Source organism: Streptomyces sp. NPDC045678 (genome assembly GCF_056432085.1).
The window spans coordinates 109,825-135,614 of record NZ_JBWKJS010000001.1 but is presented as its reverse complement, the minus strand read 5'-3'; the positions used below and the strand labels follow the sequence as shown (position 1 = coordinate 135,614).

20 protein-coding genes and 2 pseudogenes are annotated in these 25,790 nt (G+C 72.5%); 4 read left to right on the top strand and 18 right to left on the bottom strand.

Features of this window, described 5'->3' with window-relative positions; genetic code table 11:
* Positions 1–13 precede the first annotated feature (13 nt).
* From AC07DO_RS00510 to AC07DO_RS00480, 7 genes are all read right to left on the bottom strand, one after another.
* Positions 14–568, bottom strand: a complete 555-nt coding sequence (locus AC07DO_RS00510; protein ID WP_479056049.1) for an AAA family ATPase — start codon at positions 566–568, stop codon at positions 14–16.
* Positions 565–2,868: a xanthine dehydrogenase family protein molybdopterin-binding subunit gene (locus AC07DO_RS00505; RefSeq protein ID WP_479056048.1), complete on the bottom strand. Its 2,304-nt coding sequence runs from the start codon at positions 2,866–2,868 to the stop codon at positions 565–567. Before AC07DO_RS00505 ends, AC07DO_RS00510 begins: the two co-directional genes overlap by 4 nt.
* Entirely contained in the window at positions 2,865–4,652 is a 1,788-nt protein-coding gene (locus AC07DO_RS00500) for a (2Fe-2S)-binding protein (RefSeq protein ID WP_479056046.1), read from the bottom strand. Before AC07DO_RS00500 ends, AC07DO_RS00505 begins: the two co-directional genes overlap by 4 nt.
* A complete protein-coding gene (locus AC07DO_RS00495; protein WP_479056045.1) occupies positions 4,649–5,554 on the bottom strand; it encodes an FAD binding domain-containing protein in 906 nt (301 codons plus the stop codon). Before AC07DO_RS00495 ends, AC07DO_RS00500 begins: the two co-directional genes overlap by 4 nt.
* Before the next feature lie 314 nt (positions 5,555–5,868).
* On the bottom strand, positions 5,869–7,494 hold the full coding sequence (locus AC07DO_RS00490) for a beta-N-acetylhexosaminidase (RefSeq protein ID WP_479056044.1): 1,626 nt from the start codon (positions 7,492–7,494) through the stop codon (positions 5,869–5,871).
* 109 nt (positions 7,495–7,603) lie between these two features.
* Positions 7,604–7,903, bottom strand: a complete 300-nt coding sequence (locus tag AC07DO_RS00485; protein ID WP_150168469.1) for a DUF3039 domain-containing protein — start codon at positions 7,901–7,903, stop codon at positions 7,604–7,606.
* 15 nt (positions 7,904–7,918) lie between these two features.
* Positions 7,919–9,109 carry an MFS transporter gene (locus tag AC07DO_RS00480; RefSeq protein ID WP_479056043.1) on the bottom strand — a complete coding sequence of 397 codons (1,191 nt, stop codon included), beginning with the start codon at positions 9,107–9,109 and terminating at the stop codon, positions 7,919–7,921.
* Positions 9,110–9,195: 86 nt separating this feature from the next.
* On the opposite strand from AC07DO_RS00480, the gene AC07DO_RS00475 reads away from it, so the two are divergent.
* The gene (locus tag AC07DO_RS00475; RefSeq protein ID WP_479056042.1) at positions 9,196–10,122 is read left to right on the top strand and encodes a LysR family transcriptional regulator; all 927 of its coding nucleotides are present in this window, start codon (positions 9,196–9,198) and stop codon (positions 10,120–10,122) included.
* 433 nt (positions 10,123–10,555) lie between these two features.
* On the opposite strand, the gene AC07DO_RS00470 is transcribed toward AC07DO_RS00475, so the two are convergent.
* Complete coding sequence (locus AC07DO_RS00470; RefSeq protein WP_479056041.1) at positions 10,556–11,158, bottom strand: YqgE/AlgH family protein; 603 nt, start codon at positions 11,156–11,158, stop codon at positions 10,556–10,558.
* A gap of 254 nt (positions 11,159–11,412) precedes the next feature.
* Here AC07DO_RS00470 and murA point away from each other — a divergent pair, with 254 nt between their 5' ends.
* Positions 11,413–12,756, top strand: coding sequence for a UDP-N-acetylglucosamine 1-carboxyvinyltransferase (murA, locus tag AC07DO_RS00465; RefSeq protein ID WP_479056040.1), 1,344 nt, complete (start codon positions 11,413–11,415; stop codon positions 12,754–12,756).
* 109 nt (positions 12,757–12,865) lie between these two features.
* Here the strand turns inward: murA and AC07DO_RS00460 are convergent, their stop codons facing one another.
* The 10 genes and pseudogenes from AC07DO_RS00460 to AC07DO_RS00415 all read right to left on the bottom strand — a co-directional run bounded on the left by AC07DO_RS00460 (position 12,866) and on the right by AC07DO_RS00415 (position 23,792).
* A complete protein-coding gene (locus AC07DO_RS00460; protein ID WP_016645140.1) occupies positions 12,866–13,147 on the bottom strand; it encodes an HU family DNA-binding protein in 282 nt (93 codons plus the stop codon).
* Between the two features lie 300 nt (positions 13,148–13,447).
* Complete coding sequence (locus AC07DO_RS00455) at positions 13,448–14,878, bottom strand: NAD-dependent malic enzyme (protein ID WP_479056039.1); 1,431 nt, start codon at positions 14,876–14,878, stop codon at positions 13,448–13,450.
* Between the two features lie 387 nt (positions 14,879–15,265).
* Positions 15,266–17,617: a HelD family protein gene (locus AC07DO_RS00450; protein ID WP_479057475.1), complete on the bottom strand. Its 2,352-nt coding sequence runs from the start codon at positions 17,615–17,617 to the stop codon at positions 15,266–15,268.
* A 120-nt stretch (positions 17,618–17,737) separates the two neighbouring features.
* Positions 17,738–18,535: an anti-sigma factor family protein gene (locus tag AC07DO_RS00445; protein WP_479056038.1), complete on the bottom strand. Its 798-nt coding sequence runs from the start codon at positions 18,533–18,535 to the stop codon at positions 17,738–17,740.
* Complete coding sequence (locus tag AC07DO_RS00440; protein ID WP_150218265.1) at positions 18,532–19,107, bottom strand: sigma-70 family RNA polymerase sigma factor; 576 nt, start codon at positions 19,105–19,107, stop codon at positions 18,532–18,534. The genes AC07DO_RS00445 and AC07DO_RS00440 overlap by 4 nt, the downstream gene beginning before the upstream one ends.
* A gap of 132 nt (positions 19,108–19,239) precedes the next feature.
* Positions 19,240–19,833 carry a CGNR zinc finger domain-containing protein gene (locus tag AC07DO_RS00435; RefSeq protein ID WP_479056036.1) on the bottom strand — a complete coding sequence of 198 codons (594 nt, stop codon included), beginning with the start codon at positions 19,831–19,833 and terminating at the stop codon, positions 19,240–19,242.
* 141 nt (positions 19,834–19,974) lie between these two features.
* Positions 19,975–21,093: pseudogene (locus tag AC07DO_RS00430) on the bottom strand (uroporphyrinogen-III synthase); the annotation flags it as partial.
* A 210-nt stretch (positions 21,094–21,303) separates the two neighbouring features.
* Positions 21,304–22,644 carry an MFS transporter gene (locus AC07DO_RS00425; protein WP_479056035.1) on the bottom strand — a complete coding sequence of 447 codons (1,341 nt, stop codon included), beginning with the start codon at positions 22,642–22,644 and terminating at the stop codon, positions 21,304–21,306.
* A gap of 153 nt (positions 22,645–22,797) precedes the next feature.
* Positions 22,798–23,232 (bottom strand): annotated as a pseudogene (locus AC07DO_RS00420) (hypothetical protein); the annotation flags it as partial.
* Between the two features lie 41 nt (positions 23,233–23,273).
* Entirely contained in the window at positions 23,274–23,792 is a 519-nt protein-coding gene (locus tag AC07DO_RS00415; protein ID WP_479056033.1) for a MarR family winged helix-turn-helix transcriptional regulator, read from the bottom strand.
* A 170-nt stretch (positions 23,793–23,962) separates the two neighbouring features.
* Between AC07DO_RS00415 and AC07DO_RS00410 the strand changes: the two genes are divergently transcribed.
* Both AC07DO_RS00410 and AC07DO_RS00405 read left to right on the top strand, forming a co-directional pair.
* Entirely contained in the window at positions 23,963–24,991 is a 1,029-nt protein-coding gene (locus AC07DO_RS00410; RefSeq protein WP_479056031.1) for an EamA family transporter, read from the top strand.
* Positions 24,992–25,068: 77 nt separating this feature from the next.
* A complete protein-coding gene (locus AC07DO_RS00405; protein WP_479056030.1) occupies positions 25,069–25,719 on the top strand; it encodes an NAD(P)-dependent oxidoreductase in 651 nt (216 codons plus the stop codon).
* The last annotated feature ends 71 nt before the right edge of the window (positions 25,720–25,790 follow it).

Genomic DNA, 25,790 nt, shown 5'->3' with positions numbered 1-25,790 from the left:
AGTCCGGGTGGAGTCACTTCACCCGGGCTTCGTCCAGCCTCGCCAGGACGGCGTCGACGGTCTCGTCGACGGTCAACTCGCCGCTGTCCAGCCAGAGCCCGGCCTTCGGCGTCCGCTCCCGCAGGATCGCGTCCAGGTCCCCGACCGTCCACGCGCCGTACCCCGTCTTGCCGCGGGCGTCCTCGCGGGCCGCGACCGCTTCGGGGCGCGGGGCCAGCACGACGACGTACGCGGGGCGGGTGCGAAGGAGGTCCACGTACGCCGTCAACTCCTCGCCCAGGATGACGTCCTGGACGACGGCGGTGAACCCGGCGTCGGCGTAGGCATCGGCGCTGGACGCCGAGAGCCGGTAACGGAGCCGGAGTTGCGCCTCGCCCTCGCCGCCCGGCACACCCTCGTACGGCACCCCACCGGACACGATCATCCGCCGGAACGCGTCACCCCGCACGTGCGCGGCCTTCGGCAGCCGCTCGGCCAGCGCCTGCGCGACCGTCGACTTGCCGGACGCCATGATCCCGGTGACGACCACCACCGCTCCCGTACCGTCGAGGGCCGGGGGCGGCGTCATGTCGCGACCGCCGCCTGCGGGCGGATCGGGAGGCGGTTCACCGGGCGGCCCGTCGCCGCGCGGACCGCCGAGGCGACGGCCGCGGGGGACGTCACCACCGGGACCGCGCTGGCCGCCTTCGCGCCGAACGGGGCCACGACGTCCCGCTCCTCCACCAGCTTCACGATGCGGATGTCCGGGGTGTCCAGGGCGGTCGGGAGGGCGTAGCCCGTCAGGTCGGGGTGGCGGACCAGGCCGCGGGGTGTGCGGAGGTTCTCCGTGAGTGCCGCGCCGACGCCCTGCGTGACGCCCGCCTCGATGCGGGCCTTCAGCTGGGCCGGGTTGAGGATGCGGCCCACGTCCTGCGCCACCGTCAGCTCCACCACCCGCACCGCGCCGATCTCGATGTCGACGTCCACGACCGCGCGGATCGCGCAGAACGCCATGCCGACGAACGCGTCGCCCTGCCCGGCCTCGTCCAGCGGCTCCGTCGGGTGCGGACGGCACTGGGCCGTGGCCCAGAGCTCCTTGCCCTCGAGGGCCTCCGTGACGGTCGTGGAGAGCACGCCGTCGTACGAGGTGATCTTGCCGTCGTTGATCTGGAGCAGCTCGGTCGACATCCCGAACTTGTGGGCCAGCGGCTGGAGGAGCTGCGTGCGGACCATCTTCGCCGCACGCTCCACCGCCCCGCCCGACACCCACGTGTGACGGCCGCGGCAACTCGGCCCGGCGGGCGGCTGGTCCGTGTCGACGGGAGCGACCCGCACGTCCTCGATGCCCAGGGTCTCCTGGACGATCTGGCGGGCCAGCGTGGTGAAGCCCTGGCCGGTCTCGACGGCCGCGCAGATCACCGTCGCCCCGCCGTCGTGGACCTTCACCGTGGCCGTGGAGACCTCGTCCGTGCCCTCGGCGCCGAGGAGCTGGACCATGCCGAGGCCGTAGCCGACGCCGCGCCGGACGGCAGCCGGTTCGCCCGCGCCCTCCGGGCCGCCGGGCAGCAGCCACTCGTCCTCGGGGGTGTCCTTGGGCAGCTCGGGCAGCGGGGCGTCCCGCACGGCCGCGAGGAGTTCGGCCACCGGCGCGGGGCACGTCACCGTCTGGCCGGTGGGCAGGATGTCGCCGGTCGCCATGGCGTTGCGCAGCCGCAGCTCCGCGGGGTCGACGCCCAGCTTCTTGGCGATCTTGTCCATCTGGGCTTCGTAGGCGGCGCACACCTGAAGGGCGCCCTCGCCGCGCACGTGCCCGGAGGGCGGGTTGTTCGTACGGACGGCCCAGCCCTCGATGAACGCGTTCGGCACGACGTACGGGCCGCACGCGAAGGAGACCGCCGCGGCCAGCGCCTCCGACGACGTGTCCGCGTACGCGCCCGCGTCGAGCAGGATCTGCGCCTCCACCTTCACCAGACGGCCCTCGGCGTCCGCGTGGTGGCGGTAGCGCAGGAGCGTCGGGTGGCGGTGGGCGTGGCTGAGGAAGGACTCCTCGCGGGTCGCGGTGAGCTTGACGGGGCAGCCGGTGCGCAGCGCCAGGAGCCCGAGCGGAAGCTGGAAGCCCGCGTCCTCGCGGTCGGCGGTCGCGCCCGGCACACCCGTGACGACCACCTTCACGCGGTCCGGGGTGATGCCGAAGCAGGCGGCGGCCCGGTCGCGGTCGGCGTGCGGGTCGGTCGAGGCGATGTACAGCTCCACGCCCCCGTCGGGCCGCGGCACCGCGAGGCCGGCCTCCGCGCCGATCGGCGCCGGGTCCTGCCGGCCGATGCGGTACAGGCCCTCGACGACGAGCTCGCCTGCCGCCTCCGGGTCGCCGTGCCGCAGCGGGATGTGGCGGATGAGGTTGCCGTCGGGGTGCAGCGGCTCGGCCTCGAAGGCCTTCTCCGGGTCGGTGACCGGTTCGAGCACCTCGTACTCGACGATGACGGCCGCGGCGGCCATCCGCGCGGTGTCGGGGTGGTCGGCGGCCACGGCGGCGATGGGCTCGCCGTGGTGGCGTACGACATCGGAGGCGAACACCGGCCGGTCCGGGGTGCGTCGGCCGTGCAGCGGCTCGCCCGGCACGTCCTCGTGCGTGACGACCGCGTGGACGCCCGGCATCTCCAGGGCGTGGCTGGTGTCGATGGAGACGATGCGGGCGTGCGCGTGCGGGGAGCGCAGGACCGCCGCCCACAGCAGGCCCTCGGCCCACAGGTCGGCGGCGTAGGGGAAGGTGCCCTCGGTCTTCACCCGGGACTCCGCGGACGGCAGCGACGCGCCGATGCCGTGCGGCGGCTGCTCGGCCGCCGGGCGGTCGGCGGCGGGCGTGGTCGCTGTGGTGGTCTCGGTGCTCACGCGTGGCCTCCGTCCTGGCCGTAGGGGCCTGCCTGGTGCGGGATGTGGGCTTCGGCGTGACCGTGCTGGTCGTGCTCCTGCTCGTGCTCGTGCTGCGCGGACGCCTCGCGCTCGGCGACGACCTCGCGCACGGCGTCGAGGACACCGCGGTAGCCGGAGCAGCGGCAGAGGTTGCCGCACAGGGCGCGGCGGGCCTCCAGGTCGGTGGGGGCGGGGTTGCCCTCGAGGAGGTCGTGCACGGTCATCGCCATGCCGGGTACGCAGAAGCCGCACTGCACGGCCCCGCACGCGGCGAGCGCGCGCTGCACGTCGGAGGGCTGCCCGTCGGCGGCGAGGCCCTCGACGGTGCGGACCTCGCTGCCCGCGGTGGTCGCGGCGGGCACGAGGCAGGAGGCGACGAGGCGGCCGTCGACCTGGACGTTGCAGGCCCCGCACTCGCCCTGCGAGCACCCGTCCTTGGCCCCGGCGAGCCCGAGGCGCTCACGCAGGACGTAGAGCAGCGACTCGCCGATCCACGCGCCCGTGACGGGACGGTCGGTGCCGTTCACACGAAGGACGTAGGAGACGAGGGGGTGGTCGTCGTGGAGAGGGGTGACGTCGGGGGCTTCGGCGGGTGCGGGGGTCTCGGCGGGCGCGGAGGTCTCGTCCGGGGTGACCGATTCGTCCGGGGTGACCGCTTCATCCGGAACACCCGCGGACTCGGCGTCTTCAGGGGCCGTTTCGGGGGCGGTGACGGGGGCGGGGTCCGGCTCCGGTGCGGGTTCCGGCGCTGCGTCGACGGGCGCGACGGGCTCGACGACCTCGGCAGGCTCGACGACCTCGGCGGGCTCGTCGGCCGGTTCCTCGACCGGCTCGGGAGCGGGCTCCGGCTCGGGCGCGGCCTCCAGCTCGGGCTCGGGTTCCGGCTGGGGCTCCGGCTCCGGCGCCGACTGGGGCTCGGGCTCGGGTTCCGCGGCCGGGGGCTCCTGGGACGGCAGCTTGATCGCGCGCAGCAGCTGCGTCTTCTCGAACCGGCTCTCCGGTTCCGCCTCGGCCTCGGGCTGCGGCTCGGGCTCCGTGACCGGCTCCGAGACCGGCGCCGGAGCAGACTCGTGCAGCATTTCCTGCGCCTGCGCGCCCCACGGCGCACCGGCCCCCGCCCCGGTCGCCCAGGGCGCGGGCGCGCCGCCGGGCAGCGTCGCGGGAGGCGTGCCGCCGCCCCACTGTGCGGCGAGCGAGGACGCCGTGAACTCGCCCGATTCGTCCGGCAGATCACCATTGGCGACGGGGATCGACCACTGGCCGGTGACGTCGGCGGGGGGAGCCGCGGGCTCCTGCCCGTACTGGTGGGCGTACTCCTGCTCGTAGGCCGGCTCGTACTCCTGCTCGTACGTCGGCTGCTGCCCCGCGGGCGACTCCGCCTCGGGGAAGCTCCACTGGCCGGTCGCCCGGGGGTCGTACCCGTGCGGGTTCGCGTGCGCGTGCGGGTCCGCGTGCGCGTGGGGGTCCGCGTGCACGGGCGCCTGTTCCTGCACCGTGCCCGCGTCGGGCCAGCGCACCGCGCCCGTCACCTCGGGCGGCATGACCCAGGCGCCGGTGGCGGCCGGGTCGGTGGCACCGGTGACGGTGGGGCTGACCGTTATCTGCGGCGGCACGTAGCCGTGGCCGGGGGCGGCGAGCGGGACGTCCAGCATGCCTTCGGGGAGCTGCACGAACGCCGTGGCGTCGGAGTCGTACTCCCCCTGCGGATGCGGCTGCCAGCCGCCTCCGTCGGCCGTGTTCTCTTCGTGCCGGTCGTCGCTCACGACAGCGCCCTCCCCAGTGCTCGTCGGGCCAGCGCGGCGACGGTGCGCCGCAGGTGCAGTACCGCGGGGGCCAGCGGCTGTTCCGTGCCGTCGGCCGCCGGGGGTTGGTCGGGGATGCAGGCGGTGGCCACGTACTCACCGAAGGCGGTGACCGCCTCCGGGACCAGGCTGCCCCGCTCGCCGTCCCAGTCGATCAGGGAGGCCACCCACTCCTCGGCCTCCAGCGGCCGCAGCGGCATCGGCGCGATGGCGCCGACCGCGCACCGCACCCCGCGCCGCGCGGGGTCGAGGACCAGCGCGACGGAGGCCGTGGCCCGGCCCGGGCCCGTGCGTCCGGTCGCCTTGAGGAAGACCTGGGGGGCGTGCAGGAGCGGTACGCGCACGAAGCCGATGAGTTCACCGGGGCGGAGCATGTCCATGCGTGCGAGCAGGTGCGACACGGGGATCTCGCGGCGGGCGCCGCCGGGTCCCGCGATGATCAGCACCGCTTCGAGCGCGGCGAGGACGGGCAGCGCGTCACCGGTCGGCGCGGCCGACGCGATGTTGCCGCCGAGGGTGCCCGCGTTGCGGATCTGGGGCGGCCCTGCGGCGCGCGCGGCGGCCGCCAGGGCGGGGATCAGCGCGGCGAAGTCGGGGCGGCCCATGCGGGCGTGGGTGAGACCGGCGCCGAGCAGGGCGTGGCCGTCCTGGTACTGCCAGCCGCGGATCTCGCTGATGCGGCCGAGGCCGACGAGCGCGGCCGGCCGCAATTGCCCCGAATTGACCGAGGACATCAGGTCCGTGCCGCCGGCGACGGGCACGGCGGCGGGCATGGCGGCGAGCGCCGCCACTGCCTCGTCCAGCGTGGCGGGCAGCTTCACCGATTGCGGTGTCTGCGCCGCCTGCGGTGCGTGCGTGGTCAAACCGGCTGCCCCTTCCCGATGTCCGGCCGCGTGCTCCACGTACATCGCGTATGTGAAGTGCTCGCCGTTTCGCGACGTGTCACCGTTACGCCTGTTCCGCCGTACGGTACGTGCTCACAACCCGGACGTGGCAACTCTGGCACATCTTCCCCGGGCCCCGACGCGGGGGTCCGCTAGGAGGCATTCGTCCGCGAACCAGGCGGATGTGGCGATTTCGCACGCCTTCCCGCAGGCTGCTTTCCCGGCGGTCCCGACGGTCCCGACGGTCCACGCTGCCCGCGCGGGCCGCCGGGAGCACGCCCCCGGGGCGTTGCTCACACGTTTGGGGGCGCCCCCTCGATCGGGCGTCCGAGCACACCGGGTCGCCGGTGTCGCGGGAGAGGACCACTCGGCGGACGGTAGTCGACGCCCAGGGCGTCAAGTCGCGCGTAATGAGCGGTCATTCGCTGCTCGAAGTCGGCGAAGTCACGTTCGGCCGGGGCCGGCAGCCGGCGCCACGCCACCTCGCTGAAGGCCGCGAGGCGCGGGAACACCTGGTAGTCGACGCGTCCCTGGTGCTCCATCACCTCGGTCCAGACGTTGGCCTGGGTACCGATGACGTGGGCCGCCTCCTCCTCGGTGAGCTCGGCGGGGACGGGCTCGAAGCGGTAGACGTCCTCCAGGGTGCGGACGTACGCGATGGGCATCGGCTCGTCGGGGCCGCCGTCCTCGCGGAAGTTCAAGTACACCTGCTGCTCGGGACACATGACGACGTCGTGGCCCGCCTTGGCCGCGTCGATGCCGCCCCGGTAGCCGCGCCAGGAGGAGACGGTGGCGCCCTCGGCGAGGCCGCCCTCCAGGATCTCGTCCCAGCCGATGAGCCGGCGTCCGCGGTCGGCGAGCCAGCGGTCGAAGTGCCGGATGAACCAGCTCTGGAGCCCGTCCTCGTCACCGACCCCGAGCTCCTTGATGCGGGCCTGCGCGGTGGGCGACGCCTTCCACTGGTCCTTGGGGCACTCGTCGCCGCCGACGTGCACGAAGGTGGAGGGGAAGAGGTCGAGGATCTCCTCGAAGACCCCTTCGTAGAAGCGGAGGACCTCTTCGGTGGGGGCGAGGACGTTCGGGCTGACGCCCCAGGAGTCCCAGACGGTCATCGCCTCGGTGTCGACGACGTCGCTGTTGCCGAGATACGGGTACGCGGTGATCGCGGCCTGCGAGTGGCCCGGGATGTCGATCTCCGGGACGACGGTGATGTGCAGGGAGTCCGCGTACGCGACGATCTCGCGGATGTCGTCCTGCGTGTAGTAGCCGCCGTGCGGGTGCTCCTGCCAGAGCGGCGACGCGCGGTGGCCCCACCGGGTGCGGGAGCGCCAGGCGCCGACCTCGGTGAGCTTCGGGTGGCGTTTGATCTCCACGCGCCAGCCCTGGTCGTCCGTGATGTGGAAGTGGAAGACGTTGAGCTTGTGGGCGGCGAGCAGGTCGAGGTAGCGCAGGACGCCGTCCTTCGGCATGAAGTGCCGTGACACGTCGAGCATCATGCCGCGCCAGCCGAAGCGGGGAGCGTCCTCGATGACGCCCCCGGGGACGGCGTACTCGGCACCGGGACGCAGCCGCGCGCGCCGGAAGGCGTCGGGGCCGACGAGCTGACGGAGCGTCTGGGCACCCCAGAAGACACCGGCGCCCGCGCCGCCGCGGATCTCGACGCGGTCGCCGTCGACGGTGAGCCGGTACGCCTCGGGCTCCAGGGAGTCGTCGACGTGCAGGGCAAGGGAGTTGGCGGCGCCTTCGGCACCGGGGCGGAGGGGCAGACCGAGCGCGGCGCCGAGCGCGGCCCGCAGCCACCGCTCGGTGGACTCGGTACCGGGACCTGCCCAGAGGGTCGTGTCGGCGTCGATGACGAAGGACGAGCTCTGCGTGGCCTCGGCGCGTGCGGGCGCCGGTATGAGGTGCTCAAAGGTCATGAAGCCGTAGGCTGTCACGCGATTGCACAACGCAAAAGGGGCGTTGCGACAGGCGCAACGCCCCTCGGGCGAAGGGTGCTTGTCGGTGGCCGGAAGAGGCCGGAAGGTGCTACTTCTTGCCGCCGTCCTTGCCGCCCTTGTCGTTGTCCCCACCGGCACCCATGGACTCGTAGATCTCCTTGCACATGGGACAGACGGGGTACTTCTTCGGGTCGCGGCCGGGGACCCACACCTTGCCGCAGAGCGCTACGACGGGCGTGCCGTCCAGCGCGCTCGCCATGATCTTGTCCTTCTGGACGTAGTGCGCATAGCGCTCGTGGTCGCCGTCACCGTGCGACACCTGAGGTGTCGGCTCAACGAGGGTCCCCGTACCTGCCCCGCGCTCGGGCTCGGGCTCAAGAGTGCTCATAACGGCCAAGGGTACTCACGCGCGGCGCGTCCCGGCAGCGGCCGTGTCGGGAGACCCGGCGGCGGGGTGGGCGGGGGCCCTGTGCAGGAGGTGCAGGAGCAGGCCCGCCCCGGCGACCACGGCCGCCGCCCAGGGCAGGTGCCCGGGGACGAGCCCCGCCGCGAGGGCGAGCCCGGCCGCTCCGGAGCCGACCGCACTGCCCAGGTAGAGGGCGGAGTTGTTGAGGGCGAGGGCGACCGTGCCGCGTTCGGCGCGCAGGGCGAGGAGGCGGTGCTGCTGCGGGACCTGGAACGCCCAGCCCGCGGCGCCCCAGACGACGAGCGCGGGGTAGGCGGCGGCGCCGAGCAGCGGCAGGACGCCGATCGCGACGACCAGGGTGGAGACGACTCCGGTCACCAGGACGTACACCCGGCCCGTACGGTCCACCAGCGGTCCCGCGACGACGCTGCCGAGCACTCCGCCGATCCCCCACGCCCACAGGTACGGCGCCACCGCCCCGTCGCCCACGCCGCCCGAGGAGGCGAGCACGGGGGCGAGGTAGGTGTAGAGGCCGAGGCTCGCCACGGCGCCCAGGAACGAGACGCCGACGACGGGCAGCACCGTGCGGTCGGTGAGCGCCGCGAGCCGCGCCCGCACCGGGACGGCAGGCGCGGCGGGAAGGTCGGGGAGCCCCGCCCCGAGCCCGACCAGCGCGACCGCACCGAGCCCCGTCACCAGCCACATCGTGGCCCGCCACGAGGTGTGGTCGGCGAGCAGCACGCCCAGCGGCACGCCGAGGACCGTGCCCGAACTCATCCCGCCCATCACCAGCGCGAGCGCCCGACCGCGCCGCTCCTCCCCCGCGAGCGCGGCGGCGGCCGCGGTGGACAGCGCCGAGTAGACCCCGGCGCCGACCCCCGCCACGGCCCGGGAGACGAGCAGCACGGCGAGGCCGGGCGCGAGCGCGGTGAGCCCGTTGCCGAGCGCGAAGACGGCGAGCGCGGCGACGATCAGCACGCGCGGGCGGACCCCTGAGAGGAGTCCGGCGACGAGCGGGGCGCTCACCGCGTAGGCGAGGGTGAAGACGGTGACCATCTGCCCGGCGAGGGAGACGGTCGTCCCCAGGTCGTCGGCGACCACCGGCAGGAGCCCCGCCATCACGTAGGCGTCCAGCCCGAGCGTGAAGGACCCCACCATCAACAGCCACACCTTGCGCACGGCGTTCATCTCCCTTGTCTCGAGAAGGCTGGAAACGTAGGCAGCCTCCGCATCCGGGGAGAAATGCGCGCGTCGCCCATTTATGCTGGGGCGGCATGGATCACGTACCGCCCGGCGTCGAACTGCGCCACCTGCGAGGTTTCCTCGCCGTCGCCGACGAGCTGAACTTCACGCAGGCCGCCGCGGTCCTGCGCGTCGGCCAGCCCGCACTGACACGAACCGTGCGGGCACTGGAGGACGCGCTCGGTACCCGCCTCCTGGAGCGGACCACGCGCCGGGTCGCCCTCACCGAAGCCGGGGCCCGCCTGCGCGACGAGCTGGCGCCGCTGCTCTCCCGACTCGACGGGACGCTGCGCACGGCGGCAGGCGAGCCTCCGCTCCTGCGGCTCGGATTCACCTCACTCCTGCCGCAGGCCTGCGCCGAGCTGGTGCCCGCCTTCAAGGCGGCGACGGGTGCGGGCGTGCGGCTCGTGCGCCGCAACGAACCCCTCGCCGGACTCCTCTCGGGCGCGTGCGATGTCGCGGTCGTACGGGGTGACGTCCCGTCGGACGCGGCGGTCCGCACGCGGGTGCTGCTGCGGGAGCCGCGCGTCGCCGTCGTCGCGCGCGGGGCGGCGGAGCTGGCGGGGCGGCGCGTGGTCGACTGGGCGGAGCTCGCGGACGTGCCGCTGGTCGTGAACACGGTGACCGGCACGACGAGCCCGGACCTGTGGCCCCCGGAGCGCCGGCCCCGGCTCGCCTGCACGGCGGACAACCTCGACGAGTGGCTGGAAGCGGTCGCCGCGGGCCACGGCGTGGGCGTCGCCCCGGAGCCGGTGGCCCACCGACACGCGCACCCGGCCCTGCGCCACGTACGCCTGAAGAACGCCCCGCCGGTCACCGTCCACCTGGCAATCCCGGCCAAAGACCCCCACCCCCTGGCGGAGCGCTACCTGCACCAGACCACCCCGCCCGCCTTGCCCGCGCAGGAACACCACCCCCACCCACGCACCCGTTCACCCCGCACCGCCCTGCGCGGGTAGGAGCCCCAACCCCGCCGCTTCGCGGCGGAAGCTCCCCACCCGCCCACCCGTTTACCCCGCGACGTCCAGTGGGAGTAGGGGCGGCCCCCCCCGGCTCGCCGGGGACAGGCGGGTGGGGACTGGGGGCCCGAGCTCACTGGAGGCGGGCGCGTGGAGAAGGCCGGCGGGGATGTCCGCACGCCACTCCCTACCGGGCCGCACCCGCGCATGAGACGGGAGGGGACGTGGGGGTATGTGCGCACGGAGCACCGAGGACACCACCACGGCCGGGAATGTCGAGGCGCGCCGCAGGGATGGCGAGTACGCACATACCCCCGCGGCCCCGCGCCCACAGACGAACAACAGGCGCTCCGGAACCGACCCCGACCCGGACCCGAGCCCGGAACCGACCCCGACCCCGGACCCGATCCCGGAACCGGAACCGAAACCACCCTCAGTTCAGCGACGCATCGTCCGGATAGGTAGCCACCATCGCCAGCTCACTGCGCTGGCGCCGCAGCACCGCCCGCCACAACCGCTCAGGATCCGGCGACGAGACATCCCCCGGCTCGGACTCGACCACGTACCACGCACCGTCCTCCAGCTCGCTCTCCAGCTGCCCAGGACCCCACCCCGAATAGCCCGCGAAGATACGGAGGGAGCCGAGGGCCGGAGCGAGGAGTTCCGGCGGGGCCTCCAGGTCGACGAGGCCGATCGCGCCGTGGACGCGGCGGAACCCGACGGGGTCACGGGGAGCGGGCGCCCGCTTGCGGGGGCCGGGCGGCGCACCCTCGTCGCCGGGGATCACCGCGACCCCGAGCGCCGAGTCCAGCGAGACGGGCCCGCCCTGGAAGACCACTCCGGGCGCACCGGCCAGCCGCCCCCAGCCCTCCAGGATGTCGGCGACGTCCACGGGCGTGGGCCGGTTCAGGACCACGCCGAGCGAGCCCTTCTCGTCGTGGTCGAGGAGCAGCACCACCGCGCGGTCGAAGTTCGGGTCCGCCAGGGCCGGTGTGGCCACGAGCAGCCGGCCTGTGAGCGAGGACACCTCGGTCATGGAGCACATGATCCCGCATCTTCGCCGCGCGCGGGGAGCCAATGCGCATACCGGAGTGAACGCAGCTCAGGGCCGGAAGGGACAGGCGCGACCAGCGAAACGGCCGGTGACCCGGTGTGTCCGGTTCCGCACGGTTCGTGTTGTCACGAACTCATGACGTGCTTTGTGCGTCCTCGGCCTTACGGAAGGGGGGTACACGGCCATTACGCTTGGCCCTTTGGTCCCCCTGTCCATTCAATCGGAACGCGAGATTCATGACCGTCACCGATGATGTCCTGCTTGTCCACGGCGGCACTCCGCTCGAGGGCGAGATCCGTGTCCGCGGCGCGAAGAACCTCGTGCCGAAGGCCATGGTGGCCGCGCTGCTCGGCAGCGCCCCGAGCCGGCTGCGCAATGTCCCAGACATCCGCGACGTACGCGTCGTGCGCGGTCTGCTGCAGCTGCACGGCGTGACGGTCCGCCCCGGTGAGGAGCCGGGCGAGCTCATCATGGACCCCTCGCACGTGGAGAGCGCGAATGTCGCCGACATCGACGCCCACGCGGGGTCGTCGCGCATTCCGATCCTCTTCTGCGGTCCCCTGCTGCACCGCCTCGGGCACGCCTTCATCCCCGGCCTCGGCGGCTGTGACATCGGCGGCCGGCCGATCGACTTCCACTTCGAGGTGCTCCGCCAGTTCGGCGCCACCATCGAGAAGCGCGAGGGCGGCCAGTACCTGGAGGCCCCGCAGCGGCTGCGCGGCACCAAGATCCGTCTGCCGTACCCGTCCGTGGGCGCCACCGAGCAGGTCCTGCTCACCGCCGTCCTCGCGGAAGGCGTCACCGAGCTCTCGAACGCCGCCGTCGAACCCGAGATCGAAGACCTCATCTGCGTCCTGCAGAAGATGGGCGCGATCATCGCCATGGACACCGACCGGACCATCCGGGTCACCGGTGTCGACCGCCTCGGCGGCTACAACCACCACGCCCTCTCGGACCGCCTGGAGGCCGCCTCCTGGGCGTCCGCCGCGCTGGCGACCGAGGGCAACATCTACGTCCGTGGCGCGCAGCAGCGCTCGATGATGACGTTCCTGAACACCTACCGGAAGGTGGGCGGTGCCTTCGAGATCGACGACGAGGGCATCCGCTTCTGGCACCCGGGCGGCTCGCTGAACGCGATCGCCCTGGAGACGGACGTGCACCCCGGCTTCCAGACCGACTGGCAGCAGCCGCTCGTCGTGGCGCTGACGCAGGCCGCGGGCCTGTCGATCGTCCACGAGACGGTCTACGAGTCGCGGCTCGGCTTCACCTCCGCGCTCAACCAGATGGGCGCGCACATCCAGCTATACCGCGAGTGCCTCGGCGGCTCCGACTGCCGATTCGGCCAGCGGAACTTCCTCCACTCGGCGGTGGTCAGCGGCCCCACGAAGCTCCAGGGCGCCGATCTGGTCATCCCGGACCTGCGCGGCGGCTTCTCGTACCTCATCGCCGCCCTGGCGGCGCAGGGCACGTCCCGCGTCCACGGCATCGACCTGATCAACCGCGGCTACGAGAACTTCATGGAGAAGCTCGTGAAGCTCGGTGCGAAGGTCGAGCTGCCCGGCAAGGCACCGCTGGGCTGACAGGCCCGCAGAGGGGCCTCCGGGCCCGTTGAAAGCAGGTCGAAAGCAGTACGGCACGCGAAAGGGGCGGCCACCCGCACGGGTGGCCGCCCCTTTCAGCTGCTCGGGGCTACTTGCCCTTCGCCGCTTCCTTCAGCTTGGAACCGGCCGAAACCTTGACGCTGTAACCGGCCGGGATGTTGATCGGCTCGCCGGTCTGCGGGTTGCGGGCGGTGCGAGCGGCACGGTGGGTGCGCTCGAAGGTCAGGAAGCCGGGGATGGTGACCTTCTCGTCGCCCTTGGCAACGATCTCGCCGACGGTCTCGGCGAACGCGGCCAGCACGGCGTCGGCGTCCTTGCGGGTCACCTCTGCGCGGTCGGCCAGCGCGGCCACCAGCTCACTGCGGTTCATGTTTGTACTCCCGTGTTCTTTTGCCGTTGAGGCGTGCCACGCGGCAGAGCCGCATGATGGGCACAGCGAAGACGATGCTGCCAGGGTCCTCGGACAGTCCCCGGACCCGGGTCTGACGTCAGACCCTCGCGCCCGATTACGCATCCTGCCCCCACCTGCGGCGGGAAAGCCAATCCGGTGCCCGTGGGGGTCACACGAAAAGCGTCCGCCGCCCCTGAAATGCCGGGGGCCGGGAGGGCTTGCTGCCAAGCCACCCTAGAGGGGGCCCGTGGGGCCCGGGTCCCGCGACGCGCCGTGTCCCTAGGCCGTGGCGCCTGTCACAGCGGCCCCCGCGGCCTTCGCCGCGGTGCGCACGGCGTCGGCCACGGCGGGCGCGACCTTGTCGTTGAAGACGCTGGGGATGATGTAGTTCCGGTTCAGCTCGTCCTCGGCGACGACGTCCGCGAGGGCGCCCGCGGCGGCCAGCATCATCTCCGTGTTGACGGTGCGCGACTGGGCGTCGAGGAGACCACGGAAGACACCGGGGAAGACCAGGACGTTGTTGATCTGGTTCGGGAAGTCCGAACGTCCGGTGGCCACGACCGCGGCCGTCTGACGGGCGATCGCGGGGTCGACCTCGGGGTCCGGGTTCGCGAGCGCGAACACGATGGCGCCTTCGGCCATGGCCGCGACGTCGTCGCCGTTCAGGACGTTCGGGGCCGACACGCCGATGAAGACGTCGGCGCCGACGACGGCCTCCTTGAGGGTGCCGGTGAGGCCCTCGGGGTTGGTGTTCTCGGCGATCCAGCGCAGCGGCGAGTCGGCGTCGTGGGAGACCAGGTCCTCGCGGTCGGCGTGCACGACGCCGTGGATGTCGGCCACGACGGCGTTCTTGACGCCGGCGGCGAGGAGCAGCTTGAGGATGGCCGTGCCGGCCGCGCCGGCGCCCGACATGACCACACGCACGTCGCCCATGCCCTTGCCCACCACGCGCAGGGCGTTGGTGAGGGCGGCGAGGACGACGATGGCGGTGCCGTGCTGGTCGTCGTGGAAGACGGGGATGTCGAGGGCCTCGCGCAGCCGGGCCTCGATCTCGAAGCAGCGGGGCGCGGAGATGTCCTCCAGGTTGATGCCCGCGAAGCCGGGGGCGATGGCCTTGACGATCTCGACGATGGCGTCGGTGTCCTGGGTGTCCAGGCAGAGCGGCCAGGCGTCGATGCCCGCGAAGCGCTTGAAGAGGGCCGCCTTGCCCTCCATGACCGGCAGCGCGGCCTTCGGGCCGATGTTGCCGAGGCCGAGGACGGCCGAACCGTCCGTTACGACCGCAACGGAGTTGCGCTTGATGGTGAGGCGGCGCGCGTCCTCGGGGTTCTCCGCGATCGCCATGCAGACGCGGGCGACACCCGGCGTGTAGACCATGGACAGGTCGTCACGGTTGCGGATGGGGTGCTTCGACGCCATCTCGATCTTGCCGCCGAGGTGCATCAGGAACGTACGGTCGGAGACCTTGCCGAGGGTGACACCCTCGATGGTGCGCAGCTGCTCGACGATCTCGTCGGCGTGCGTGGTGGAGGACGCCGCGATCGTCACGTCGATCCGCAGCATCTCGTGGCCGGAGGCCGTGACGTCGAGGCCGGTGACCGAGCCCCCGGAAGACTCGACGGCCGTGGTGAGCTGGGAGACCGCCGTTCCGCTCGCGGGCACCTCCAGCCGGACCGTCATCGAGTAGGAGACGCTGGGCGCCGTTGCCATGGCCGACTTCCTCTGCTTTCACCTTGTAGCTCTTGCCGTCCGATGGTCGCACCTACCGCCGAGTACGTGGTAGCCGCCCCGGATTGAGAACGTTTTGTTCACCGGCCAGTGCGCTGCATTTTTGGAAACTTGTTTCCACCATACGAGAAGTTGGCCCGTCGCGGAAGAGGGCTCCGCAACCTCGGGAACACGGAAAGAGGCCCACGTCACGTGGTGACGTGGGCCTCTCCCGTACGTTCATGACACCGACCCGCCATGCTCGCCTCGCGGCAAGTGGTCGCTCGTAGCGACGATGGTTGGGCCCGGGGGCTTGGATCGGGCCGGTGCCACATCCAAGGTAACAAACGAACCCCGTAAGGCAATTCCCGTCCCGAGAACCCGCTCGGATCAATCCCTGAGCAGGTCCGGCACTCCGTCCTCGTCCGGCTCATCGCGCTCCCCCGACAGGACCGTGAGCTGCTGCGTCGCACGGGTCAGCGCCACGTACAGGACGCGCAGGCCCGCCGGGGACTCGTCCGCGATCTCCGCGGGCGACACGACGAGCGTCGCGTCGTACTCCAGGCCCTTGGCCTCCAGGCTGCCGAGCGCCACGACACGGTCGCCGAGACCCTTCAGCCAGCGCGCCGCCTGCTCGCGCCGGTTCATCGCCACGACGACACCGACCGTCCCGTCGACCCGCTCCAGGAGCCGCGCCGCCTCCTCCCGCACGGAGGCGCCGAGGTCCTTGTCCCGTACGACGGCGAAGCGGGGCTCCACACCGGTGGAGCGGACCGCCGACGGGGACTTCGAGCCCGGCATCGCCAGGGCCAGGACCTTGGCGGCGAGCTCCGCGATCTCGGCGGGGTTGCGGTAGTTGACGGTCAGCTCGAAACGGCGGCGCGGGCGGGTGCCCAGGGCCTCGTCACGGGCCTCGCCCGCCTCGTCCGGGTCCGACCACGAGGACTGGGCGGGGTCGCCGACGACGGTCCACGTGGCGTGCCGGCCGCGGCGGCCGACCATCCGCCACTGCATGGGGGTGAGGTCCTGCGCCTCGTCGACGATGACGTGCGCGTACTCGGTACGTTCCGCGGCGAGCCGCTCGGCGCGCTCGCGCTGGGACTCCTCGCGCCGCGGCATCAGTTCCTCGAGCCCGGTGAGCAGGTCGAGGGGGTCGAGTTCGCGCTTCTTCTTGGGGCGGTGCGGCGTGCCGAGGATCGCCTGGAGCTCGTCGAGGAGCGCCACGTCGTGCACGGACAGGGCGTCGCGCCGCAGCGAGCGGGCGACCTTGCGGACCTCGCCCGGGTTGAGGATCCGGCGCGCCCACCGCCCGAGCCGCTTCTCGTCGCTCATCGCGGTGAGCACCCCGCGCGGGGTGAGCTCGGGCCACCACGCGTCCAGGAACCGGATGAAGTCGTCCTCGGACGTGATGTCGTCGTCGAAGGACGAGCGGAGCTCGGCAGCGAGCTCGGGGTCGGTGTGCCGTCCCGCCGCGCCGGACTGCGACCACAGGGCGTCCAGGAGGAGCTTGCGGGCGCGGGGGCGCAGCAGGTTGACGGGAGCGGTGCCGCTCAGGGCGTTGCCGCGGACGCGGTTCAGCTGCTCGGCGTCGAGTTCGAGGCGGCGGCCGAAGGCGACCACGCGGAGGCGGGTGGGGGTGGCGGCGGGCCGGGGGTCGGCGGGCTCGTCGTCCCCGAAGGACAGCTGCCCGTCCTGCGGGGCGGCGGCCGGAGGGTTAGTGGTCGCCCCCTCCAGAGCCCCCCGAGCCGCCTTCCTCAGGACCTTCAGCATCCGCGACGAGCCCTTGGCCCGTGCCACCGCCGGGCTGTCGTACTCGGTGGCCTCCACGCCCTCCACCAGTGAGCCAACGGCGCGGATCGCGACCTGCCCCTCCTCGCCGAGGGAGGGCAGCACGCCCTCCGTGTAGGCGACCAGGAGCGGGGTCGGGGAGACGATGAGGATGCCGCCCGCGTACCGGCGGCGGTCCTGGTAGAGGAGGTACGCGGCCCGGTGCAGGGCCACCGCGGTCTTGCCGGTGCCGGGGCCGCCCTCCACGTACGTCACCGATGCGGCGGGCGCGCGGATCACCATGTCCTGTTCGGCCTGGATCGACGCCACGATGTCCCGCATGGAGTGGCTGCGGGCCTGGCCGAGCGCGGCCATCAGGGCGCCGTCGCCGATGACGGGGAGCACCTCGCCGTCGAGGCGTGCGGTGATGTCGGGGCGCATCAGGTCGTCCTCGACGCCGAGGACCTTGCGGCCCTTGGAGCGGATGACGCGGCGGCGCACGACGCGGCCCGGGTCGACCGGGGTGGAGCGGTAGAACGGCGCGGCGGCGGGCGCGCGCCAGTCGATGACCAGCGGGGAGTAGTCCGCGTCGAGGACGCCGATGCGGCCGATGTGCAGCGTCTCCGCGATCTCCGCGTACTTGCCGCTCTCGTCCTCGCGGACCGCGCCCTCCGCGGGCTCGACCGCCGTGTACGCGCCGTCGGGCCCCTTCTTGCCGTCCTTGCCCTGAAGCAGGTCGATGCGTCCGAAGAGGAAGTCCTCGAATTCGTTGTTGAGCCGGTTCAGATGGACGCCGGCGCGGAAGACCTGCGCGTCGCGTTCGGCGAGCGCGCCGGGCGTACCGACCTGGGAGCGCTTGGCCGCGTCGTTCATCAGGAACTCCGCCTCGTGGATCTTCTCCTCGAGACGTCGGTAGACCTGGTCGAGATGCTCCTGTTCGACGCTGATCTCGCGGTCGCGTGTGCCTGACGGCATTACTGCGTTGACGTCGGCCACCGGGGCCCCTTTCACACCGTGCTGCTGCCCGTACCGAGCAGCCGTCCACCTTAGGCGAAAGGGGCCCGTCCTGTGCACTTGCAGTGCACCTGCCGTGCCTCAGACGTCGACCTTGACCAGCCGGTCGCCGTCGAACGTGGTCACCTCGAAGTGGTCGATGTCGTTGCGGTCCATGGCGGCGCCCCCGTGGACGTAGAGCGGACCGCGCGCCCATTTGTTCGGGCTGTCCTTGATGCCGTACCCCCACTCGGGCACCGACCAGCTGCTGACCGTCTCCTTCTCGCCGTCCTTGCCGACGGCGATCAGTGAGCACTTCAGCGGCCCCTTGACGTTCCTCAGCTCCAGGACGGCGTGGGTGCCCCAGGCCTTCTTCTCGGTGCCGACGGTGGCGCTGACCTTGGTCTTCGGGTCCGTGGCCCGGGCCTTCTCCTCCATGTGGTGGAAGAAGGCGTCCTCGGCGGGGCTGGTGGGATGCGGTTCGACTGCCACGTCGTTCGTACCGCCGTCGTCACCGGTCACCGCGAGGACGGTGAGGGGGCCGCCGACGATCAGCGCGACCGCCGCCGCGACCAGGAACAGGCCGCGCCTGCGCCCGCGCTCCCGCTTGACGGACACCTCCGCGACGAGCCGTTCGGCGAGGCGGGGGCTCGGCCGGGCGGCGAGCTGCTCGCCGATCGCGGGCACGCCGCGCGGTCCTGGGAAGTCCGCGAGGGCGGCCAGCATCGGCTCCATGCCGGAGAGCTCGTCCAGCTGCTGTCGGCAGAACCCGCACCCGGCGAGGTGCGCCTCGAACCGTGTGGCCTCCGCGTCGTCCAGGATCCCCAGGGCGTAGGCACCGACGGTCTCGTGGAGGTCGTCGTCCTGCTGCGCGCCGTGGTGGCTGTGGAACTCGGTCATGCCGTCACCCCCCGCTCCTCGAGCGCCAGCTTCATCGAGCGAAGCGCGTAGAAGACCCGTGAACGGACCGTCCCGCTGGGTATGCCCAGCGTCTCGGCCGCCTCGTTGACCGTACGCCCTTTGAAGTAGGTCTCCACAAGTACCTCCCGATGTGCGGGAGTCAGGTCCTCCAGTGCGTCGGAAAGCGTCATCAGCCACAGTGCCCTGTCGATCTCGTCCTCCGCGGGGATGACCTCCAGCGGCGACGGATCGACCTCCTGCGGCCGGGCCTGCCGGCTGCGGTGACCGTCGATGACGATGCGCCGGGCGACCGTCACCAGCCAGGGGCGTACCGAACCGGTGGCCCTGTTGAGCTGACCGGCGTTCTTCCAGGCGCGGATGAGCGTCTCCTGCACGACGTCCTCGGCACGCTGCCGGTCTCCCGCCACCAGCCGGAGCACGTAGGCGAGCAGCGGCCCCGCGTGCTCCTGGTAGAGGGCGCGCATCAACTCCTCGTCCGGGCCCGGAGGCCGGCCGAGTCGATGGCGGTGCGGCTGCGGGCGCTCATCGGCCACGGCGGAATCCTTGCGCACGCGTACCTCCGGTGTCCGCGCTTTCGGCGGGTCGGGCGGGTCTTACGACTGAGGTACGTAGGTGGAGGACCGTGCGTTCAACGGGGGCGAGCGGTGGGGTCGTTGGGGGCGGTTCGCGGGAGGCCCGTGCTCTCAGGGGCGGGCGAGCGCCGCCCGCCGGCGGTGCCTGGCCACCCGTTCCCGGTTGCCGCACACCTCGCTGGAGCACCAGCGGCGCCGGCGCCCGCGGGAGGTGTCCAGGTACACGATCGGGCAGTTGTCGCCCTCGCACTGCCGGAGCAGCGCGCGGGCCACCGGGTCGGTGAGGAGGTCGACGGCGTCCCGGGCGACCGCGGCGACGAGCGCCGCGCAGCCGGGTTCGCCGCGCAGGACGCGTACGAGCGTGCCGTCGGCGGCGCGTACCGCGCACGGGGCCGGGGGCGCCGCCGCGGCCAGCGCGTTGACGCGGTCGAGCACGGCCGCGGCGGCGAGGGGCCGCCCCTCGATCTCGCCGCGCACCAACTGACCGGCGTGGTCGCGCAGTTCGTGGAAGGCGGCGAGCCACTGCGGCCCGGCGCCGTGCAGTAACGCTTCCGCCGGTACGAGGCCCGTGCCGACGAGCCAGGCGCGCAGTCGTGCCATGGAGTCGAGCCGTTCCACGGGGTGGTTCGTCGCCAAGAGGTCCAGGCAGCTCCGCCCGGAGTCGAATCGCAGCTCGTACGGAGCCGGGGCCGTGCCCAACGCCATGCGCGTGTCACCGCCTTGGGGGTTACCGGTGAGTGAGTGCCGTCGCGTACCCCTACAGTGCACTCCCCCGGGCGGGTCCGGAACCCGGCGTACCAGGTTCCCCCCAGAACGCGAGCCTCCGACGTGGCGGCCGCGGGAGCCTCACCCCGCGTATTTCGATCCCGACGACGGGTCGACGGCGAGCCGGTAGCCGCGCTTCACGACGGTCTGGATGAGCTTCGGCGCGCCGAGAGCCGTACGCAGACGGGCCATCGCGGACTCCACCGCGTGCTCGTCCGTCCCCGCGCCCGGCAGCGCGCGCAGCAGCTCGGCGCGGGCGACGACCCAGCCGGGGCGGCGGGCGAGGGCGGCGAGCAGGGCCATGCCGGCGGGCGGCACGGCGCGCAGTTCGTCGTCGACGAGGACGGCGTGCCCGCGGATCTCCAGGCGGTGCCCGGCGACGGTCAACGCCCTTGCCCTGCTCGGCAGTTCACGGCAGAGCACCTGGACGAGCGGTCCGAGCCGGAACCGCTCCGGCTGCACCGTGTCGACGCCGCGGGACTGCAGCGGCAGGGCGGTGACGGGCCCGACGCAGGCGGACAGGACGTCGTGGTGCAGGGCGGCGAGCAGCTCGGCGGTCATGCCCCGTTCCTCCGCGCGGGCGAGCAGGGACGCGGCGGCGGGAGCGCTGGTGAACGTCAGCGCGTCGACGCCGCGCCCGACGGTCGCGTCGAGCAGCCGGTCGACGGGCGTGAGGTCCTCCGGGGGCAGCCACCGGTAGACGGGCACCATGACGACCTCCGCCCCGCCGGCCCGCAGCGCCTCGACGAACCCGGGCAGCGGCTCCCCGTGCAGCTGGAGGGCGACGCGCCGACCGTCGACCCCCTCCCCGAGGAGCCGGTCCAGGACCTCCGCCATGGATTCGGAGGACGGCGACCACTCCTCGGTGAGTCCGGCGGCACGTACGGCCCCCTTGACCTTCGGTCCGCGGGCGAGCAGCTCGACCCCGCGCAGACAGCGGAGCAGCGCCTCCCCGTATCCCCATCCGTCGGCGGCCTCGATCCACCCGCGAAACCCGATGGCGGTGGTGGCGACGACGACGTCGGGGGCCTGCTCGATCAACTGCTTCGTGGCATCGAGCAGTTCACTGTCGTCGGCGAGCGGCACGATGCGCAGGGCGGGCGCGTGCAGGACGGTGGCGCCGCGCCGCTCGAGCAGCGTGCCGAGCTCGTCGGCGCGGCGGGCGGCGGTGACGCCGACGGTGAACCCGGCGAGGGGGCTGGGCGTGGAGGGGTCGTTCCTGGGTGTGGCGTGCATAGGCTGCTCTCGTCTCGGTCCCGTCAGTTCCGTCAGCTCCGTCAGCCCTGTCAGTCCCGCTCGTCGGTACGTACCTCGTGTGCGTGGGCGGACGACCGAGCCTGTCAACGGCGCGTGACGCGCCGGGTTCGCCCTGATGTCCACCGTGTTAAGCGTGACGTGTCACGTGGCGGGTCACACGTCGACGTACCGGAGCTGCGGCTTCTCCCCAGTGTCGACGGTCGCGACCGCGCGGGCGACCGGTCGCCGAAGGTATACGAAGTAGGTGACGCCGGCGCACAGGCCGTAGAAGGCGAGGAAGGCGAGATAGGCGCCGGTGCCGGAGCCCACCGTCCGGAAGGACTGCCGCAGCGCGAGGTTGATGCCGAGCCCGCCGAGGCCGCCGACGGCACCGATCAGCCCCATGGCCGCGCCGGAGAGCCGACGCCCCTGAGCGGCGGCGTCCTCACCGGTGAGCCCCCGGGCCTCGGCCTTCGCCTGGAAGATCCCGGGGATCATCTTGTACGTGGATCCGTTGCCGAGCCCCGTCAGCACGAAGAGCGCGACGAAGGCACCGACGAAGAGGGGAAGGGACTCGCGCAGGGAGGCGATGACGACGACGCCGGTGGCGGCGCCCATGCCGAGGAAGTTCCACAGGGTGATGCGGGCTCCGCCGAACCGGTCGGCGAGCCGCCCGCCGACGGGCCGTACGAGCGAGCCGAGCAGCGGCCCGATGAAGGTGAGCTGCGCGGCCTCCAGCGGCGTACGCCCGAACTGCGTCTGCAGGACGAGCCCGAAGGCGAACCCGTACCCGATGAACGACCCGAAGGTCCCCACATACAGGAACGACATGATCCACGTGTGCGGATCACGAACGGCGGCCTTGACGGCGCCGGTGTCATTGCGGACGGACGAAATGCTGTCCATGAAGAAATACGCGCAAAGCGCCGAGAGAACAATGAACGGCAGATAGACCCCGAGCACGACACGGGGTCCGCCACCGGCCCCGATGACGGCGAGCCCCACGAGCTGCACGACGGGCACGCCGATGTTGCCGCCCCCGGCGTTGAGCCCGAGCGCCCACCCCTTCTCGCGCAGCGGGAAGAAGGAGTTGATGTTGGTCATGCTGGAGGCGAAGTTGCCTCCGCCGACACCGGTGAGCAGGGCACACAGCATGAAGGTGCTGTACGAGGTCCCCGGCTCCATCACCACGAAGGCGGCGACGGTGGGCAGGAGCAGCAGGGACGCGGCGATGACGGTCCAGTTGCGTCCCCCGAACCGGGCGACGGCGAAGGTGTAGGGCACGCGGACGACGGCGCCGACGAGGGTCGCCATCGACACGAGGAAGAACTTCCCGGCGGCGTCGATCCCGTACTCGGGCCCCATGAACAGGACCATCACCGACCAGAGGCTCCACACGGAGAACCCGACGTGCTCGGACAGCACGGAGAACGCGAGGTTCCGCCGGGCGACCCGCTCCCCGCCCTCCTCCTTCCAGAACCTCTCGTCCTCCGGCTCCCACCGCTCGATCCACATCTCACGCCTCCAGGGGGTAGTCCGCGACCAGCGGCCAACGCCCCCGAAGCTAGGGACCCCGCGTTTCACCCCTGTACCGCCCGATGACCACGACGGAACGTTGCTCTCACGGGGGTGGGGTGGGGGGCGGTGAGGAGGGGGATGCGGGGCGACTCAACGGTTGATGGACTGCACTTCCTCGACCTCGACCCGCTGGTCGGCGCCGAACCGCCCGTCGGGCAGGTCACCGCCCTCGCCCGTGGTGCTGGTCCAGCTGATCTTCCAGGTGACGGTGGCCCTGAGGTCGTACGAGCCGTCGCCGGAGGACCGCAGGTACTTCACCCCGCACGGCGGTTCCGTGTCGGCGGGAGTGCCCTTGGCGCGCGGCACGCCGATCTTTCCGCCCTCATTGGGGCAGCCCCCGGAGGCGGGGTAGGTCTCGGCGTCCTCCGTCCCGGGGTCGATCGACAGGGACACGGGTTCGGCTGTCGTCGTCGCGGAGAGCCCGGAGCCCGGGATGCTCGCGGTGACGGACACCTTCTTGAACTTCACCTTGTCCAGCCAGGCCCAGGTGGGGAGGTTCCCCTTCGTCGTGCCTTCGGGCGCCAGCTCGCGTGGCGCGGAGTGGCGCGGCGCGGGGTGAAGCGCCCTCACCCCAGGTGCGTATCCCCGAGCGAAACGAGAAGGCGCCGCAACGCCCCGTCGAGGGCGGTGCGTTCCTCCTGGGAGAGGGCGGTGAGCATCCGTTCCTCGTTCGCGATGTGGTCCACCACCGCGCGGTCCACCAGGTCGCGGCCCGCGTCGGTGAGGCGGACGCGGATGGCGCGGCGGTCGTTCGGGTCCGGGTGGCGTTCGATCAGGCCCTTGCGTTCGAGTTTGTCGAGGCGGTTCGTGATGGCGCCGGACGTCACCATCGCGGTCTTGAGGAGCCCGCCCGCGGTGAGTTCGTGCGGGGCGCCGACGCGGCGCAGCGTGGCGAGGACGTCGAACTCCGCGAACTCCAGGCCGTACTCGGCGAAGACCCGCTTCATACCCTTGCTCAGCAGGTGGTCCGCCCGCTTGATGCGGCCGACCAGGGCCATCGCGTCCAGCTGCGCGAGGTCCAGGTCGGGACGCTCGCGGCGCCACTGGCTCCGCAGCTCGTCGATGGCGTCACCGTCGTCGGTCATCGTGTCTCCACTCCCTGGTTTCACCGCACCTCGAGGGTCCGGCAGCCGGCCACCGCTCAGCGAACGTCAAGTATCTCAGCGTTCAGATACTTGACGTTCGCAGACCCCGGGTCCATATTTATCTCAACGTTGAGAATAACAGCGTTCAGGGGAATGAGGAGGGGACCGTCATGTCCGATACCAGGATCAAGAGCACCAGCATCAACACACCGCGCCCGACGCAGGCTTCTACCGTGGAACAGACCGTGGAAGAGAACTCACCCGTCCCGGCCGCCCAGCCCTCGGCCCGCCCCGCGGACCGCCCCGCGGACCGCTCCACGGCCCGCCCCTCCGCCAAGGCCGCCGCCGGCTTCGCCGCGCTCGCCGCCATCGGCCCCGCCACCTGGGGCACGACCTACGTCACCACCACCGAACTCCTCCCCCCGGACCGCCCGTTGCTCGCCGCCGCCCTGCGCGCGCTGCCCGCCGGGCTCATCCTGCTCGCCCTGACCCGGCGGCTGCCGCGCGGCGACTGGTGGTGGAAGGCCGCCGTCCTCGGCATCCTCAACTTCGGCGCGTTCTTCCCGCTCCTCTTCTTCGGCGCCTACCACCTGCCCGGCGGCGTCGCCTCGACGATCAGCGCGGTCATGCCGCTGCTCGTGGCGGGCTTCGGCATCGGCGTACTGAAGGTGCGGCCCACCCGCCGTACGCTGTTCGCGGGCCTCGTCGGCGTCGCGGGCGTCGCGCTCCTCGTCCTGCGCGGCAGCGCCACGGTCGACCTCGCCGGCATCGCGGCGATGCTGACGGCGACCACACTGATGGCACTCGCCGTGGTGCTCAGCAAGCGGTGGGGCAGGCCCGAAGGCACATCCCTGCTCGCCCTCACCGGATGGCAGCTGACCGCGGGCGGACTGATCCTGGCGCCCATCGCCCTCACCGCCGAGGGCCTGCCGGACCACTTCACCGGGGCCAACATCGCCGGGTACACCTACCTCGGCATCATCGGCACGGCCCTCGCGTACGCCCTCTGGTTCCGCGGCATCGAACGCCTCCCCGCCTCCTCCGTCTCCTTCCTCGGCCTGGCCAACCCGGTCGTCGCGACACTCGCAGGCCTGGTGATCCTCGGGCAGACGCTCACCGTGTGGCAGGTGGCCGGGCTGGTCCTCGTCGTCGGCAGCGTGGTGCTCGGCCAGAGCCGCCGCCAGGCGCGCCGCGCGTAACCCGCGCACCACGCCCGCACCCGTACCCACGCCCGCACCCGCACCCGCACACCCCCCTCTTCCCTCAGGAGCCACCCGTGCGCATCACCGTCTTCGGAGCAGCCGGAAACGCCGGAAGCCGCGTCGTCGCCGAGGCCCTTGCCCGCGGCCACCAGGTCACCGCGGTGGTCCGCGACCCGTCCCGCCACCCCGAGCTCCACCCGGACGCCGAGCACCGCGCCGGCGACGCCCAGAACCCGGACCACGTCTGCGACGTGAGTGCCGGCCAGGACGTCGTCGTCAACGCCACGAGACCCGCCCCGGGCCGCGAGCGCGAACACGCCGCGATCATCGGATCGCTCCTGTCCGGCCTCGCCCGCACGCCCGGCGACGTACGCCTCATCGTCATCGGCGGCGCGGGCAGCCTCACGGTCCCCGGTACGGAGGGGCGCCTCGCCGTCGACGACCCGCGGTACGTGCCCGCGACCTGGCGCCACATCGCGGAGGCTTCCAACGCCCAGTACGAGGCGCTGCGCACGGCGGACACACGGGTGGCCTGGACGTACATCAGCCCCTCGGCCCTCTTCGAACCGGGCACCCGCACGGGCGAGTACCGCCTCGGCAAGGACGAACTCCTGGTGGACGCGGACGGCAGCTCGTCCATCTCCATGGAGGACCTGGCGGTGGCGCTCCTGGACGAAGCGGAGTCCCCGGCCCACCACCGCACCCGCTTCACGGTCGGCTACTGAACCCCGTCTCCCGCCTCCGCGCCGGAGCCGGTGATCAGCCCGCCGTCAGCGGTTGACCGACCGGATCTCCC